The sequence below is a fragment of the Caldimicrobium thiodismutans genome (assembly GCF_001548275.1).
Lineage (GTDB): Bacteria > Desulfobacterota > Thermodesulfobacteria > Thermodesulfobacteriales > Thermodesulfobacteriaceae > Caldimicrobium > Caldimicrobium thiodismutans.
The window spans coordinates 747,204-762,695 of sequence record NZ_AP014945.1 but is presented as its reverse complement, the minus strand read 5'-3'; the positions used below and the strand labels follow the sequence as shown (position 1 = coordinate 762,695).

Here is a 15,492-nt window from a genome sequence, read left to right as displayed (position 1 = left end):
GAAAATTATTAGACTTCTTCTTTTTCAAGAAAGGCTTTACCCTTATAGTATCCACAACTTGGGCAAACCCTGTGAGGCATTTTAAAGGACTTACATTTTGGACAAATGCTTCCAGATGGTGCTGTAAGAGCCTGGTGGGCACACCTCATTCCTTTTCTGGAGCGAGAAGTCTTTCTTTTGGGAACAGCCATTTCTAAACCCCCTTTATATGTTTTTATCTGCAGGATTAACGAGTTCTTTCAAAATAGCAAAGGGTGAATCCTTTTTAATTTTACTGCACTTACAAACCCTTTGATTAAGATTGGTTCCACAGATTTGGCAAATGCCTTTACAATCTGGTTGACAGAGTTTTCTAAAAGGAAGACTTAATATAATCTCCTCGTGAAGGATTTCTGAATAAGAAATAAAAGAGTTTTCATAAAAACTAACCTCAAGTTCATCAGAAGTTAATTCCCTTTCCTCTTCAAAATCAAGGGTCTTTTTAGGGATAAGAAGGACTTCAAAATCTTTATCTATTGAAAATTCAAAAGGCTCAAGGCATCTATCACAGGTCATTTCAAGAGAACCTTTGAGATGTCCCTTTATCTCAACCTCAATTCCCATTTTTTGAAGCTTAAGGTAGCCTGAAAAGGGTTTCACTATTTTAAGGTCCGCATTTAATTCTTTTAAGTCTTCAAATTCAACCCATAGCCCCTCAGCAGGGATATCATCAATATTAACACCCCACTGGGCTAAATTTTTTAATTCCTGCATAATTTCACCGAATTTTCTTTTTCCCCTTAAAATAATACCAAAAAGCCCTTTTGTCAAACTTGTGTATAAGTCCATATCTTTTGAGACTTAAATAGTAGGAGTTTAAAATTTTATACCCTTTGAATTTTTTTTGTGGGTCTGTTGTAGCACAGACATTCTTGTCTGTGTTTCTTTCACAGATTGGAGTGTAATTTACCTCCTACGAAAAATTTGTTATGTTATTACCTAAGTTTTTGCATATATAGGGGTTATAATAGAAACATGGAAAAGAGAGTAAGGCAGGGCAACTCCATTTTACCTGGGCTTTTAAGCCCTCAGTGGAGTTTGTTGCCTGCCTGCTTAAACCATTATAAGTTGGTTGGGTTTGTAAACCCTCGTCAAGTTGGAGGATTGGTGAGCAGGTCCCCTGCCTTACTAAAACAAAATAAAAGGAGGTCCACCTATGCACTACACCTACTTTGTAGGCCTTGATGTCTCCAAAAACTTCTTTCATGCCTGCCTCATTGATTCCTCTCAAAATGTCCTCTTTAACCAGTCCTACCCTCTTGACTACCAGGGCATCAGTTCCTTTACAAAAGCTCTCCCTCAAGGCTTAAAAAAATCCATCCTTATCGGTATTGAATCCTCCAGTTGTTATCATCTTAATCTCATCACCTACCTCGTTAATCATAACTTCACTTGCGTCATCCTTAATCCAATTCTCATTAAAAATTTTGCTAAACTCTCTCTTAGAAAAACCAAAACCGATGCCATAGACGCTAAAACTATCGCCATCTTCCTTTCTCAATTCCATCAAAAACTACCTCCCCAGGCCTTTACTTCTGAAGAATTTAAAGACCTTGCCAGAGAAAGAGAAAGAATTTCTCAAGAAATCGCTAAAAGAAAAAATAACCTCGAAAAACTTGTGGTCGTTACCTTCCCTGAACTTGAAAGAACCGTCAATATCTACAATACCTCCATTCTTAAACTTCTTGAAAAATTCCCCTCTGCTAAAGCTATTAAAAAAGCCTCTCTTGAGGAAATTGAAAATATACTCTCCTCTCAAAAAGGTAAAAAACCCGCCATTTCTGCTAAAGAAATAAAAGCCCTTGCTGAATATTCTATAGCTCAAAATTGGCCCGCAAAAGAATATATTCTTTCCAGAACCATTCAAGAACTCTTCTTCCTTCAGGAAACCCTTAAAGAAATTGAAAAACTTCTTAAATCCGCTTGTAAAGAGATTTCCGCTTGCCAGGACCTTGATATCCTCCTTTCTATTGAGGGAATTGGAGAAATTACAGCGCTTCATTTTCTTGCTGAAATTCAAGATATAAAGAGATTTCAATCTTACAAACAATTGATTGCCTATGCAGGACTTGATCCTGCTGTTTATGAATCTGGAAACTTTAAAGGAAAGAGCAAGATTTCTAAACGAGGAAATAGGCATTTGAGAAGGGTTGTATGGCTTATGAGTATTAATGTAATCAGACACAATCCTATATTCTGGAGCTATTTTGAGAGGAGAAAAAGACAAGGATTGCCTTATAAAAAAGCGGTTTTGGCCACCGCTCATAAACTTTTGAGAATTATTTATGCACTTCTCAAATATAAAAAATATTTTGATCCTTCTACTACTTATCATAATATTCCTTCTCAAGGAGGTTTTTACTATGCTTATAATTTTTCATAGTTGACTCCTTTTTAATTTATTCAAAAGTTTTATTCAAAAATCACTGCCAAAGATAAGATGATCCAACAGGTCAGGCTGTAATCCCAACATAATAGTTATCTATATCATGAAAATATAATCACCGTGGGTAGATTTAATGTTCCTTTCAAACCTTCTCTTTTTTTAACATCTTAGTGTCCCAATTTACCCAGTTTACTGCATGTTTTATAAATATCAATTTCTTTGTGTAATTCTTTTTTCAGTGCTTCAATGGCTTCCTTAGTTTTATCAGTAGCATAAAGTCTGATTGAAATTTCTTTACCTAATAACTCACTCCGAGATTTATATAAAATTTTTCTAATTTATTCATCTTTCTTCATCAGCTAAATTTTATTTCTCATCTCCGCAAGCTTATTTTCTATTTCCTGCTTCTCATTTAAAAGCTTATGCTCATTCTGTAAAGCCTCTTGATATTCAGCCTCCGCTTGTTGTTTTAAAGCCAGTGCCTTTGCAAGAAGGTCATCATTTTCTAATTTTTTCTCTTGGGTTTCAGTTATCTGTTTTTTTCTTTCTATTTCTTTGATCTCTTTCTCAGCTTCTTTTATTTTTCTTTGTAAATCTATTTTTTTATATTTAATCTGTTCAAGTTGGTAATAAACACTTTGAAGATTTTCAAACATAGGTAATACAATTTTATAAAAAGATGCAAATTTTGTATATTGCTTGTTTAATTCAGCTACTTTTTTATCATTTATAGCATCAAGAAGCTCCTTAGGAGGTTTATAATCGATCAGGATTGGAGCATTTGCTCCACCTTCAAAAGCAAGACCAGCATAAAATCTTGCTGCTTCAAGATCTCCAGACTGTAAGAATGTTTCTGCCATTTTAGAAAAGTAAATAGCTCTCAAAAGCTGTTCTTTTGCTGTCTCAGAAGATTTAGCAGTAGATATAGTTGCCCTGGGACTATCCCAGTTGATTGATGTGGGAGTTTCTCTTTCTGGAGCCCTGGGACCAATTATGGTATAACTTCCCATTGGACCTCCCCCAATTCTAACCTGAGAGAGAATATTCTGCCCAGCTTTCTGCCTTGCTAAAGCTTCATTTTGAGCCTGTTCTTCCGCCTTTTTTAAATGGTTTTTCCATGCCTCCATAGCTTTCTTCTTAGCCTCTTCCTGTTGTTTCCTTAAAATCTCTTGCTGTTTTTGTTGAAAAGATGTGTCTTTTGAGGGAGGTGAAAATAGATTGTCAAAATTAAAAACAGAGTTAAAAAAAGGCTGTAGAATACTTTGAATCATCATAAGCTGTATTTGCTGAGAGGGTGAAAGCCCACTGGGTGCTGAAGGAGTAGAATGGGAATCTCCACCATTAGAAGTGCAAACAGGTCTTGAATTTGGACTTGGACAATAGCAATTATAATTTCTCAAACTAGCGTCATTTTTCCAAGCCTCAAGCGTTGAATAACAATCAATGACCATACCTGGAGTTGGTAAATTTTGAGAATAAGCTGAACGAGCCAGAATAATTTCTGCAAAAAGAAAAAATATAATTATATATAAGTTTTTTTTAACCATGTACACCCCCTTTTTCTTAGTTTTTATTCTTCCTTTTTTATTTTCTCTATATTTTCATCTACCCAATCCTTAGCCTCTGCTCAACTATGTTCAATCTTTCCTTATTCTCCCCTTTCCATCAAAAATTCCCACCTATAAATCTCGTCTTTTGCTGCCCTTACATCGGGTGCATCAGGATAGAGGTCAAGATAAATATTCATGTATTTAATGGCTTGTCTATATTGCTTAAGTTGAGCAAAATTTAAGGCTAATGCCTTATACAATGCAGGAAAAAAGGGAGATTCTGTTAAAGCTTTTTTGTATTCTTTTATAGCTTCTTCAAACTTTCCTTCAGAAGTATAGGTTTCTGCCCTTATTACTGCCTTTCTTGCTTCCTCAGTAAGGGTAAAATATTGTGGATATCTCATTATAAGTTCAGCGATATGAGCTCTCACCACTTTTGCTTCTTTATCATCAGCAAATTTTAGATACTCATTATATTCTTTAATGGCATCTTTATACTGCTTACTTGCTTCAAAATCTCTAGCAACCTTTAGCTTGTGTTCTTTGTATGGTTTCATGGAGTTTTGAAGTTTAGTGATATAAATTTTTCTGAAAGCGCTTTTCGTCTCAAAATAATTCTCTGGTATGCTTTTGTACACTTCTACTGCTTTTCCTGTATTTCCAAGTTTAGTATAAGTAATAGTCTCAAGCACTCTATCAAATGGGCTATCTTTTATGGTTGAAAGAATTTGTAAAGTCTCATTGTATTGACCTTTTTCAATATAGGCTGCACTTATAGAGCTTCTTGCCCATTGATTATTTGAATCAAGTTGATATGCTTTCTCCGCATTTTTATAGAATTCATCTACTTTATTCATACCGTAGAAAGCAAAAGCTTTTACTGCAAAAGCTGTTGCTGTATCGGATTTATTAAATATTACCTTTTCTCTTGTTAATGAAAAATCCATCGCTTTAGAAGATCCTTCTCTTTCTATAGTTAGAGAGACTTTAGAACCTTCATCTCCTTTTAGTGCTTGCATTACTCTATTTATATCCCATCCTTTAATAGATTGACCACCGATTTTTGTAATTTTATCTCCTACTTTTATTCCCGCTCTATCAGCAGGACCTGAACTAACAATACTTACCACCTCTGGATAACTTTTATCATCACTAAGTTTTATCCTCACACCTATGCCGGTGACTGTTGCTAATTCAATGGCCCTATTTGAAAAATCAAGAGCTTCACCATAGTTACCAGTATTCATATAAGCTATGGAAAGCAACAATAAGACTTCAAAGTTATCTTTTTTAAGCTCTAAAGATTTTCTCAAAAACTCTATAGCCGCTTTATAATTTTCGTTCTCCAGATACAGTTCAGCTAATTTGTAAGAATGACGCTGTTTAGAGTCAAGCTCAATTGCTTTTTTAAAGTAATTTTCCGCTTCTTTGTAATGCCCCTGTTCCTTATATAAAAGACCTAAAACGGCATAAGCATCGGATTCATCGGGTGAGAGTTCTAAAGCTCTTTTGGCAGCTGCAATCGCTTCGGTATAATTTTTACTTAAGCGAGAAATATTAGCAAGGGCAATATAATCAGAGACATAATTAGATTTAGTGGTAGAATCTATTGGTATAGTTTTTAATCTCCTTTCTATATCTTCTTTTAACTTAATCCGTGCAACTTCTGGATTCGATAGAACCTCTGCCACCTGAGCCGGGATCTTTTTGACTGCCTCAATTATGGCATTATTGGCAGCATCCCACATGGAATAGTCAACCAATTGAGCCTTAACCACCGAAGCCCCCTCTGTGTAAATATTATAAAGAATTATGTTATCATAATAAATTGTTGTTCTGAGAATTATATCTACAGCACTTTTCCCAAGAGAAAAAATTCTTTCTTCTGGATGGTAACCCTTTATATCAAAAGTTTGAATCTTCAGGATGATATTTTTATTAGAATTTGGATCAAAATGAGGATATACATAAAAATTAATAGCATCTTTTAAATATTTACCTGTATGAAATATATAAGTAATATCACGATCACCAAAGCGATAGTCACGATAACTTTTAACTTCATTCTCATCAAAATAAATTTCCACAGCATAAGGAATTTTTATAGATTGAATGTCTTTTGGCTGTTCAATCTGAGAGCGTGGTTCAATATTAACAGTAAATGGAATTGTACAAGATACTAAAATTAAAAAGATTGGTAGTATTAATAAGTAAACACTTCTTCTTAAGAGCATAATCTATCACCTCTGTTATAATTTTTCTTTGCATTTATTTATAGTTTTCTTAATATCTAATATTCCGATGCCATACTTTATTTTTATACATAACCTATATAATTTTTCAATATCAAATGTCTTAATCTTTAAAATTTTAGGTTTTAATTCTTCCTCCTTTCTCTTTTCCCTTTTTATATTTGCAAGCTTTTGTATATCTGCAGTTTTTCTAATAATATTGTAAATGATTATAGAATATATATTTCTAAATTTTATATGAGGACAGTTCATACTCAGTTCACACACTAAAACCTCCTATTGCTGATTCCTTTGTTAACTTCATAAGGTTTTCTTTTTCTCTTGTAAGTAGCTTTGATACATTTATTGCTGTCTTATAGCTCATGGAAATATACATTTTACTCTTGACAAACTTTTTCGTAATGGATCCCATCTCCCAATGGATTCTAAAGTTTTATTGCCTTATCTGCAAGCCTAAACGTCCTTTTGTGCCTTTTGGTGGAAGAGTAACAGAAAGATTAATCTCAACTCCATCACGAAGAATGGTAAAGATATTTTCACCCTCTGGAAGATCATTGATCAGTGTAATAAATTCCCTTGCGTTCTTGCTTATATCTATGCCATTTATTTTTTTTATTATATCACCGGGCTTTATGCCTGATTTATATGCAGATGAATTAGGAATAACATAAACTACATATATATCATCGCCCTTATAATCCGATGCTTTTAATTTAAAATCTTCTTTAACATTTTGACTGGTTAGAAGCTTTTCTATATCAGACTCATTTTTATATCCAGTGACAGAGTTTAACTGTCTACTATCTTTAAAAAGTATAGTTGTTGGAATTGCTTGAATCTTAAATTTTTCGGAAATTTTTTTATTATTTTGAATATTTATGCTAACGACTGTTACCTTCCCTTTATATTTTTCAGCTATTTGTTCCATCACGGATGTAAACTTTATGCAATAAGTACACCAATCTGCCCAAAAGACCACAAATGTAGGCATACTGTTTCTAATAACCTCATCTTCAAACTCATCCTCTTCAATTTCATACACATTGCTTTTAAAGACATCAAGGGAAGTTGGGATAACTTGTTGTTTGCCTCCTCTAATAATGGTTATTCCCACTATATTTTCAATCCCTGTTCTTTTAGCGTATATTGAAAATCTAGCTTGGAGTCCTGGGTCTTCAAAGGGTGTCTCTATCAATTTGTAAAAATCTTCAAGTTTGATTCCTATAGTACTTCTTTTGTTGACCTCTATTATTTTATCGCCTGTTTTAAAACCTGCCTTCTCAATCTTTGAACCCGGCAAGACATTCATCAAATATACACCATCTTGCAGGGCAACTATACTTATACCAGAGAGTCCAATCCTTCTCTTTGTTTCTCTAATCTTTTTAAGTTTTGAGATTTCTAAAAGCACTTCACTTTTATCAGCAGGATTTTTTGTAATTTCCAGATACCTTTCAAATGATCTTATTGCCTTTACCTGTTTTCCTATTTCTGCCGATATCAAGGCGAGATTATAATAAGCCTCAGCCCAATCTGGAGCTAATTCTATAGCCTTTTCAAACTCCATTTCAGCATTTACAAAATCTAATGGGGAGAGCGCTGATTCTAAAATCTTTTTTCCTTTTATAAAGTGTTCTCTCGCTTCATTGGAATTTGCCTCTGCTGAAGATGGTCCTACGTAAAAAATAAATAATATTAATACAAAAAAAACGTATTTCTTCATCATTTATTCTCCTTTTTTGAAGTAAAAAGTGTTTTATGTATTTCACTAATCGCTTTTATCTCCTGATTTAGTCTTAAAATTTCCTCATCAACTTTTTTCTCTTCTTCCTTAGCCTTAGCAAGTGTCTTTTGTGCTTCATTAAGAAGTTCATCATATTGTTGTTTTTCCGCTTCACTCTTAGCTGAACTTTTTATCTCCTCAATTTTCTTGATTTCTTCTTCTACCTTTGCTACTTCTTGTATCATTTCATTTTTTTTCTTTTTGAAATCATTTAAGGAATTTAATCTACCATTTATCTCGTGAGTGAGAACTTTAAGAAATTCCTGTTGAAACTCTTCTTCATAAATAGTTGAACCACTTGAGCCAGAAAAATTTACTTCCAGTTGAAAATCAGGACAGCTTGAAAGATCTCCTTGCATCGCTTTTTCTGAATTTAGAGTATACTCTTTTGCTTTTTTTAGTGCATCCTCACTTCCTGATGATGCTAATTTTGCTGCCTCCATGCTCCAGTATGCACTGCATTTAAGGCTTTTTAGAGATGCAAGATTTTCAGATGAAGAATCAGGACCTTTTAGTTTGCTTAATAATCTTTGTTTTTTTTCTTTAAATTCATTTTCCCTTATTAAGGCATACTGCTTTTGCATCTCTTGAGTTTGCTTTTCTATTTCATTTTGCCACTCTTTAAGATATATATCTTCAGTATTTTTATTAGATTGAACCTTTGCAGAAGATTGAACAGATGATCCAGAGGATCTTTGCCCTCCCTCCTGCAAACCTCTCATAAAGCCTTGTATAAAACTCTGCAATAAACTTAGCATAAGATCAGTTTTCCAATCTCCAGTGCTTCTATAGCTGCCAGTGTAGCCACCCGAGGATTTTTGTTGTGATTCAGGGGTGCATCTACCACAACCAACGCATCTATATCTTACTCCGCCTACCGAAACTACTGTAGTCTGTCCTTTTGGTATAAAAACCAACCCACTATCAGTTTTAAGCTGGGAACCATCACAGGATCTACCAATATTCTGTGAAAAACATGGAGAAACTAAAACTGATATTAAGAAAAGTAATAGTAAAATATATGTTCTTTTTCTGATCATTTGCTACTCCTTTTTACTGTCTGTTTTTGCAATATTTTTCACATTCTCTAAGACATGCACCAAGTTGTTCCCAATCCCTATCAAACTGGGCTTTTAGTGCACGATATTGATTAAACAAATCTTCTGTAAGTTTATAGTCTCCATTCACCTCTTTATCTAAATAATTTATTTTCACAGCATGATATGTAAAATCAAAAAGATCTCCTATGATATTTGCTTTGGCTACTTCCTGCCCATATTTTCCGACTAACTTACTTAAGATACTTTTTTCATTTTCCAATGATAACAGACCAAGTTCTAATAGTAAGGTCTTAGTTTCATCTGACTTTACTAATTTTTCTAAGTCTTTTTCAAGTTCTTCTAAAGATTTTTTTATATATTCATTATTTTCCTGTGTAAGTTTCATATAGGCAATGATCTTTGGATACATCTCGGCACTCCATTCTGCTGTCTTTATAGCTGGAACTGTTATCTCTGCTGCTTCAGTTATTTTTGGAAAATTCTTATCAAGAAAAATATTTAAATATCTTATTTTCTCTCCTATCCTCCAGAAAGTTTCTTTGGTTTCTCGGTTTAAGTTCGGAGAATTAATTAAGCGCTGAAATCCTTTCCCTATTCTTCCAATATTTCCATATTCTCCAAACAGACCTTTACACTCCTTCATTAAGCCTAATGAACCTGATAAAAAATCAATTATTAATTCCTTTCTTTCTTTTATAATTTCTTTTACTCTTTCTTCCTGCCTTTTACTTAGTTCTTCTGCATTTTTTATAAACCTTTTTAAAACGATTTTATCACGATCAATCTGTTCTCTATACATATTACATAAATCTTTTAGGTTTTTGATGTTCCTTTGATTTAAGATTGTAATAAGTTGATTAAGATTTCTAATTTCTTTTTCAGCTTTCTCTTTGTTTTTCTTATGCTCATTTTTTGATTTTTCAGCACTTCTTAATGCTTCTTCAGCAATTTGACCAGCCTTAACATCTCCTTTTGCTCTGGCAAGAATTATAATTTGCTGTGCTTTCATTATTATTCTATCGCTTTCTATTATTCCTCTTTCTGCATCGTCTCGAATTTTTTGTAACTTAAAAAGCCTTTCTTCCAAATCAGCTATTATATTATCTTTGCAAGAGTCGCAAGGATCCAGAGACAGGGCCTTAGAGGAAAATGGCAATAAAATAACAAACAGAAAAAGGAAAATGAAAATTTTCATACTCAATATTATTCCTACTTATCTATAAAGAATTTCCACCTATAAATATCGTTTTTTTCCTTCAATTAAAAATTTTAAGCTTTTACCATCTTTCTTTGTCAGCTAAATTTTATTTCTCATCTCCGCAAGCTTATTTTCTATTTCCTGGTTCTCATTTAAAAGCTCCTCCTTCTTCTGTAAAACTACCTGATATTCAGGCTCTGCTTGTTGTTTTAAAGCCCTTCCCACAAGGAAGGACTAAGTTTAGTAAGTCAACTATGTTCTATGTAAATATTGATATCTCCAGTCCACTTTACTTACTCCTTGTGTATCTCGTTTTTTTAAATTTCAAATAGCTCATATAACCTATTTAGCAAGCAATATAAACCTCTTTAGAAAGATTTTGAAGAAAAATTTTTTAAAAGTCAATAGGGAATTTTTAACTCCTTTTAAAATACCTATGATTAATTCTATAAAAAATCTTGACAAATTGATATTTTTGGGTATGGTAAAATAAATTACCATTAAGGGAGGAGAAGATGCATATTTCTGAAGGAATTTTGCCTCTTTCATGGGCTGGATTATGGTGGGCTGGAACTTTAGGTGCCCTTGCTATAAGTTTTAAAAATCTTAAAAGGAATCTTCAGGATTATCCTGAGAAAAAGGCAGTTTTTGCTTTCATTACTGCGCTTGTTTTTCTCTTTTCAGTTGTTCCCATACCTGTGCCTTTCTCCGGAACCTGTTCCCACCCTGTAGGGATTGCAGTTGCAGTCTTTGTGCTTGGCCTTTCAGGAAGTATTATTTCAGGTTTTATAGTGCTTCTCCTTCAGGCTTTATTTCTTGCTCACGGAGGGCTTTCAACCCTTGGTGCCAATGCCTTTTCTATGGCTATTATGGGAAGTATTTCTGCTTATCTTGTGATTCGGTTAACTCAAAACTTAGGCTTTCCCCTTTATATGAAGGGTTTTTTAGCAGGGCTTCTTGCTGACTGGATAACCTATCTTACAACCGCTATTCAGCTTGCTTTAGCCCTTAAAGGTGAGGAATCTGTGTCATCCCTTTTCATCAAGGTGCTACTTGCCTTTATTCCTACCCAAGTTCCCCTTGGAATACTTGAGGCTATAATTACAGGTGCTTTAGTTACAGCTATTTACAAAAGAAGAAAAGATCTCTTTGCCTTTGAAGGTCTTAAAACCATAAAAGGGGTAGTCAAATGAAAAAAATTATGGTATTAATCCTTGGCTTAAGTTTTCTCTTTAGTGCAAAGGCATTGGCAGAAGAGAAGTGGAAGGGTCTTGATGAAGCAGTGATTGAAAAAGTTGCAGAAGAGAAGGGAAGGGCACCAAAACCCCTCATTGAGCTTGAAGGGGATACGGAACTCTTTGCTTTTGCCCTTCTTTCAGGACTTTCTGGCTTTGTTGCTGGATATTACTGGAGAAAACTCTTAAGTGAAGGAAAAAGGGCCTAATTCAAAAATAAATTCAAAAATAAAATTTCTCTACTTTTGCCTTCTCCTTCTCCTTTGTCTTTCCTCAAAAAATATCTTTTTCTTGGGTGCTCTCTTTCTCTTTCATTTTGGGCTTTTACTCAACAGAGCCAAAAAGTTAAAAGCTCTTTTACATTATTATCTTGAACCCCTATTTATAGCAAGTATCTTAGTTCTTATAAAAAGCTTTGATTTTTCTTCTCTTCAAAATACCCTTTTTTCTTTAAAAGAAAATCTTCACTTGGGTCTTCGCGTTCTTTCAGCCTTTACCCTTTTTCTCTTTTTTTATACCTCTCTTTCTTTTTTTGAGATGATAAGACTTATGAACTGGCTTAAAGTTCCAGCCCTGTTTCAGGAATTAATGTTTTTAAGTTTCAAGTTTATCACTCTTCTAAGAGAGGATATCTCTCTTGTATATCTTTCTCAGAAAAATCGACTTGGATATTCTGGAATAAAGGAATCCTATTACTCCCTCAGATATCTTGTTCAAGCATCCTTTTTTAAAGCCTTAGCCCATTCAGAAAACATTCTTCAGAGTATGTATCAAAGGGGCTTTAGTTTTAAAAATATTCTCTTACCCCTTGAACCTCTCAATTTAAAAGATTTATTCTATTTTCTCATAGCTTGCATAGGATGGATAATTCTTTGGATAATTCTTTAAGACTCAAAGTTAGATTAAAGAGATTTTCCCTTGGGGATGATTTTTTTCTTAGAAACATAGATTTTGAGCTTTTATCTGGAGAGGGAATTGCCCTTCTTGGGGCAAGTGGAGCGGGAAAAACAACACTTCTAAAGGTTCTTGATGGGCTTTATAAAAATTATGAAGGAAGTATTCTTCTATATGGAAGGGAAATCAGAGAACTTAAACCACGGGAGATTTACTCCAAAATGGGGCTTCTTTTTCAGAATCCAGAGGAACAACTTTTTGCAGAAAGAGTTTTTGAAGATGTGGCTTTTGGTCCAAGAAACATGGGCTTTAATGAGGAAAAAATTAAAAAGGCTGTAAAAGAGGCATTAGAGCTGGTTCAACTTTCAGGTTTTGAAGAAAGGTCTATTCAAAGCCTAAGTTTTGGTGAGAAAAAGCGGGTTGCCCTTGCTGGCCTTCTTGCCATGGGACACGAAATCCTTCTCCTTGATGAACCAACCCTTGGCCTCGACCCGATTTTAGAAAAAAATTTTCTTGAACTTCTTTTAAATTTGAAAAGAAGAGGCTATTCTTTTATTATAGCTACCCACAATGTGGAGCTTGTTCCCTATTTTGCAGACAAAGTAGTGGTTTTAAAAAAAGGAGAAATGGTTTTTTATGGAACTCCAATGGAATTATTTACTGGATTTGATGATCTTTCCTCTTTACATTTAAAATCACCTATAGTTACGGAGATCTTTTCCCCTTATAGAGATCGGATCCCTGCCCTTCCCATAAAAAAAGAAGAGGCAATAGAACTCTTAAAAAATTATCTTAAAAAATAGTAATGTCCCTTATTCCTGCAACTTTTCTTGAGAGATTGAATCGTTTTGTGGTGAGAGTAAAAATTGAGGATAAAACTGCTCTTGCTTATCTTCCCAATCCAGGAAGACTTTGGGAACTTCTTATTCCAGGAAAAACACTTCTTTTGAGTAAATCCAATAGCGCCAGATATCCCTATACAGTGATAGCCTGTTTAAAAAAAGACTATCCTGTTTTACTTCATACCCATCTTACCAATCATTATATAGCTTGGCTCATTGAAAAAGGAAGAATTCCTGGGTTTGAGAAATTCAGGGTTCTTAAAAAGGAACCCAGAGTTAACAGAGGAAGACTTGATTTGCTCCTTGAAAAAAAGAATTCCCCTGAAAAGCTTTATCTTGAGATAAAAACCTGCACTCTCTTTGGAGAAAAGCTTGCCCTGTTTCCTGATGCAGAAACCAAAAGAGGAACAAGACATCTTTATGAGCTCTTAGAATTAAAGAAAAAGGGAATTTCTGCTGGGTGTCTCTTTGTGGTTATGAGCCCTGAAGTTGAATATTTTCTTCCAGCATACCATATAGATTTTGAATTCACCAAGGCCTTTCTTGAAACCTTTGATGAAATAAAGTTTGAAGCATTAGCTATAAAATTTTCTCCTTCTCTTGAAGAAATTGTAGAAATAAAAAAACTTAAAATACCTGTAAATTTTCTAAAGGAGGAATTCAGAAATAGTGGAGCCTATCTGTTGATTCTACAAATTGAAAAGAATCAAAGTGTGGAAGTAGGAAATCTTGGAAAAATTGATTTCAGAGAGGGCTTCTACATCTATGTGGGATCAGGGAGGAAAAATCTAAAAGAAAGGGTAAAAAGACATTTAAGAAAAACTAAGAAAAAAAGATGGCATATTGATTATCTTTTAGAAAAAGCGCACTTTTTCAAGACCATTTTGATAATTAGTTCAGATAATCTTGAATGCCTTCTTGCCAGGGATCTTTCAAAAATTGCCGATGATTTGATTTTTGCCTTTGGCTCTTCAGACTGCAAATGCTCATCCCATCTTTTCTATTTTAAAGAAAACCCCCTTCATTCTGAAAGTTTTATTAATATTTTGAATTATTATCGACTGGAAAAACCAGCAGAAAAAATTGAAAGATTTTTTATAAGTTAGATTTCAATTCCTCAAGGACTTTTACAAAAGTATTATAATGTTCCTCAAGAAAAAGAACCATTCTTACAAGCTCAGGTTTTCCTTTTTCCTTTAAAAAATCAAGGATAGTTTTTAAAGCGATTTCTGAAGCTTCTTTTATGGGATAGCCATAAGCTCCTGTTGAGAGAGCAGGGAAGGCTATGCTTTTTACCCCGAGTTCCACTGCTCTTTCAAGAGCACTTCTATAAGCCCTGGAAAGAAGTTCTGCTTCACCCCTTTTTCCATCTTTATAAATAGGACCTACTGCATGAATTACATATTTTGCCTTAAGATTTCCTGCTCCAGTAACCACTGCCTCACCTGTAGGACAATGGGTATATTTTTCCCTTAATTCTTCAAGTATGGCAGGGCCACCTTTTCTGTGAATGGCTCCATCAACCCCGCCACCAGGTATAAGTCTCTCATTTGCAGCATTAACTATGGCTTCAACCTCTTGCTCTGTTATATCCCCTTGAGTAATTTCAAGAAAGGAGTTATTAATTTCTATTCTCATCATAGTCTACCTCCTTCTGTATAAAAAGTTTTAACTTTTCTTTGAGGAGAGCCTCTTTTTTTAAATATTTACTGATAATTAGCTTCATAAATTTTATTTTAAGTAATTTCTTTTTAATGGCAACCATCAATAATAAAGGGAATGCATTAGCTTCAAGATTTTTTTCACAACCCCTAAAAAAGTGTTATTAAAAGTTTTATTAAATTTAGTATTAAATCTTAAACTTACATTAAGTAAGGGGGGAGGACTATGGAAAGGGAAAAGCTTACAATCAACAAAATCAGGGCTTTTTATTTTATGTCAGGCCTTCTTAAACTCCAGCAAGAAGATCCAAGATGCTCTGTTTGTAAATCAAGAAAGGAGGTTGCGGAAGAGATTATGGAAAGATTTAATGAATTTAAGGCAGGTGTGAATCTTGACCCCATTCCTGAGATTTTTAAGAAAAAATTTCAGGATGTGGAAGACATCTTAAGCAAAATTAAGCTCCCAGAAAAGCCCATTCCTCAAAGAAAAGAGGGAAATTGTCATTTTCCAGATAAAGAATGTTTAGTTAAAGAGTGTTTTGAGGTATTTGAAGACTTAGTTGAAGAAGATGAAGATTAAGCTTATAATAA

The 15,492-nt window shown here is 34.0% G+C and carries 18 protein-coding genes; 7 read left to right on the top strand and 11 right to left on the bottom strand.

From position 1 onward, the window contains the following. Positions 1-8: 8 nt before the first annotated feature. Positions 9-191: a 50S ribosomal protein L32 gene (gene rpmF / locus THC_RS03760; protein ID WP_068513557.1), complete on the bottom strand. Its 183-nt coding sequence runs from the start codon at positions 189-191 to the stop codon at positions 9-11. Positions 192-204: 13 nt separating this feature from the next. Further along, positions 205-810, bottom strand: a complete 606-nt coding sequence (locus THC_RS03755; RefSeq protein WP_068513553.1) for a YceD family protein — start codon at positions 808-810, stop codon at positions 205-207. Between the two features lie 385 nt (positions 811-1,195). Between THC_RS03755 and THC_RS03750 the strand changes: the two genes are divergently transcribed. Further along, positions 1,196-2,422 carry an IS110 family RNA-guided transposase gene (locus THC_RS03750; RefSeq protein ID WP_068511752.1) on the top strand — a complete coding sequence of 409 codons (1,227 nt, stop codon included), beginning with the start codon at positions 1,196-1,198 and terminating at the stop codon, positions 2,420-2,422. Positions 2,423-2,784: 362 nt separating this feature from the next. On the opposite strand, the gene THC_RS03745 is transcribed toward THC_RS03750, so the two are convergent. From THC_RS03745 to THC_RS09695, 7 genes are all read right to left on the bottom strand, one after another. Beyond that, a complete protein-coding gene (locus THC_RS03745) occupies positions 2,785-3,972 on the bottom strand; it encodes a hypothetical protein (protein WP_068513551.1) in 1,188 nt (395 codons plus the stop codon). 101 nt (positions 3,973-4,073) lie between these two features. Next, the gene (locus tag THC_RS03740) at positions 4,074-6,209 is read right to left on the bottom strand and encodes a tetratricopeptide repeat protein (RefSeq protein WP_068513549.1); all 2,136 of its coding nucleotides are present in this window, start codon (positions 6,207-6,209) and stop codon (positions 4,074-4,076) included. Positions 6,210-6,224: 15 nt separating this feature from the next. After that, complete coding sequence (locus THC_RS03735; protein ID WP_148638815.1) at positions 6,225-6,494, bottom strand: hypothetical protein; 270 nt, start codon at positions 6,492-6,494, stop codon at positions 6,225-6,227. A 166-nt stretch (positions 6,495-6,660) separates the two neighbouring features. Continuing rightward, positions 6,661-7,950, bottom strand: coding sequence for a thioredoxin domain-containing protein (locus THC_RS03730; RefSeq protein ID WP_068513543.1), 1,290 nt, complete (start codon positions 7,948-7,950; stop codon positions 6,661-6,663). Then, positions 7,950-9,050: a hypothetical protein gene (locus tag THC_RS03725; protein ID WP_148638814.1), complete on the bottom strand. Its 1,101-nt coding sequence runs from the start codon at positions 9,048-9,050 to the stop codon at positions 7,950-7,952. The genes THC_RS03730 and THC_RS03725 overlap by 1 nt, the downstream gene beginning before the upstream one ends. A gap of 13 nt (positions 9,051-9,063) precedes the next feature. Next, complete coding sequence (locus THC_RS03720) at positions 9,064-10,158, bottom strand: hypothetical protein (protein WP_231938375.1); 1,095 nt, start codon at positions 10,156-10,158, stop codon at positions 9,064-9,066. A 210-nt stretch (positions 10,159-10,368) separates the two neighbouring features. Next, positions 10,369-10,494, bottom strand: coding sequence for a hypothetical protein (locus tag THC_RS09695; RefSeq protein WP_269447037.1), 126 nt, complete (start codon positions 10,492-10,494; stop codon positions 10,369-10,371). Between the two features lie 290 nt (positions 10,495-10,784). On the opposite strand from THC_RS09695, the gene THC_RS03710 reads away from it, so the two are divergent. Genes THC_RS03710 through sfsA form a run of 5 tightly spaced genes read left to right on the top strand, consistent with a single transcriptional unit; the run spans position 10,785 to position 14,346 of the window. After that, positions 10,785-11,462 (top strand): energy-coupling factor ABC transporter permease, encoded by a 678-nt coding sequence (locus THC_RS03710; RefSeq protein ID WP_082706267.1) that lies wholly within the window; start codon positions 10,785-10,787, stop codon positions 11,460-11,462. Continuing rightward, complete coding sequence (locus tag THC_RS03705; RefSeq protein WP_068513530.1) at positions 11,459-11,713, top strand: hypothetical protein; 255 nt, start codon at positions 11,459-11,461, stop codon at positions 11,711-11,713. The genes THC_RS03710 and THC_RS03705 overlap by 4 nt, the downstream gene beginning before the upstream one ends. Then, positions 11,694-12,392: an energy-coupling factor transporter transmembrane component T family protein gene (locus tag THC_RS03700; protein WP_068513527.1), complete on the top strand. Its 699-nt coding sequence runs from the start codon at positions 11,694-11,696 to the stop codon at positions 12,390-12,392. The genes THC_RS03705 and THC_RS03700 overlap by 20 nt, the downstream gene beginning before the upstream one ends. After that, positions 12,377-13,201, top strand: coding sequence for an energy-coupling factor ABC transporter ATP-binding protein (locus THC_RS03695; RefSeq protein ID WP_068513524.1), 825 nt, complete (start codon positions 12,377-12,379; stop codon positions 13,199-13,201). Before THC_RS03700 ends, THC_RS03695 begins: the two co-directional genes overlap by 16 nt. A gap of 2 nt (positions 13,202-13,203) precedes the next feature. Beyond that, positions 13,204-14,346, top strand: a complete 1,143-nt coding sequence (gene sfsA / locus THC_RS03690; RefSeq protein ID WP_068513520.1) for a DNA/RNA nuclease SfsA — start codon at positions 13,204-13,206, stop codon at positions 14,344-14,346. Here sfsA and THC_RS03685 read toward each other — a convergent pair. Together THC_RS03685 and THC_RS09585 are read right to left on the bottom strand one after the other, a co-directional pair. Then, positions 14,336-14,878 carry a macro domain-containing protein gene (locus tag THC_RS03685; RefSeq protein WP_068516609.1) on the bottom strand — a complete coding sequence of 181 codons (543 nt, stop codon included), beginning with the start codon at positions 14,876-14,878 and terminating at the stop codon, positions 14,336-14,338. The genes sfsA and THC_RS03685 overlap by 11 nt on opposite strands. Then, on the bottom strand, positions 14,862-15,008 hold the full coding sequence (locus THC_RS09585; RefSeq protein WP_153303642.1) for a hypothetical protein: 147 nt from the start codon (positions 15,006-15,008) through the stop codon (positions 14,862-14,864). Before THC_RS09585 ends, THC_RS03685 begins: the two co-directional genes overlap by 17 nt. 119 nt (positions 15,009-15,127) lie before the next feature. Here THC_RS09585 and THC_RS03680 point away from each other — a divergent pair, with 119 nt between their 5' ends. Beyond that, a complete protein-coding gene (locus THC_RS03680) occupies positions 15,128-15,481 on the top strand; it encodes a hypothetical protein (RefSeq protein ID WP_068513516.1) in 354 nt (117 codons plus the stop codon). Positions 15,482-15,492 lie beyond the last annotated feature (11 nt).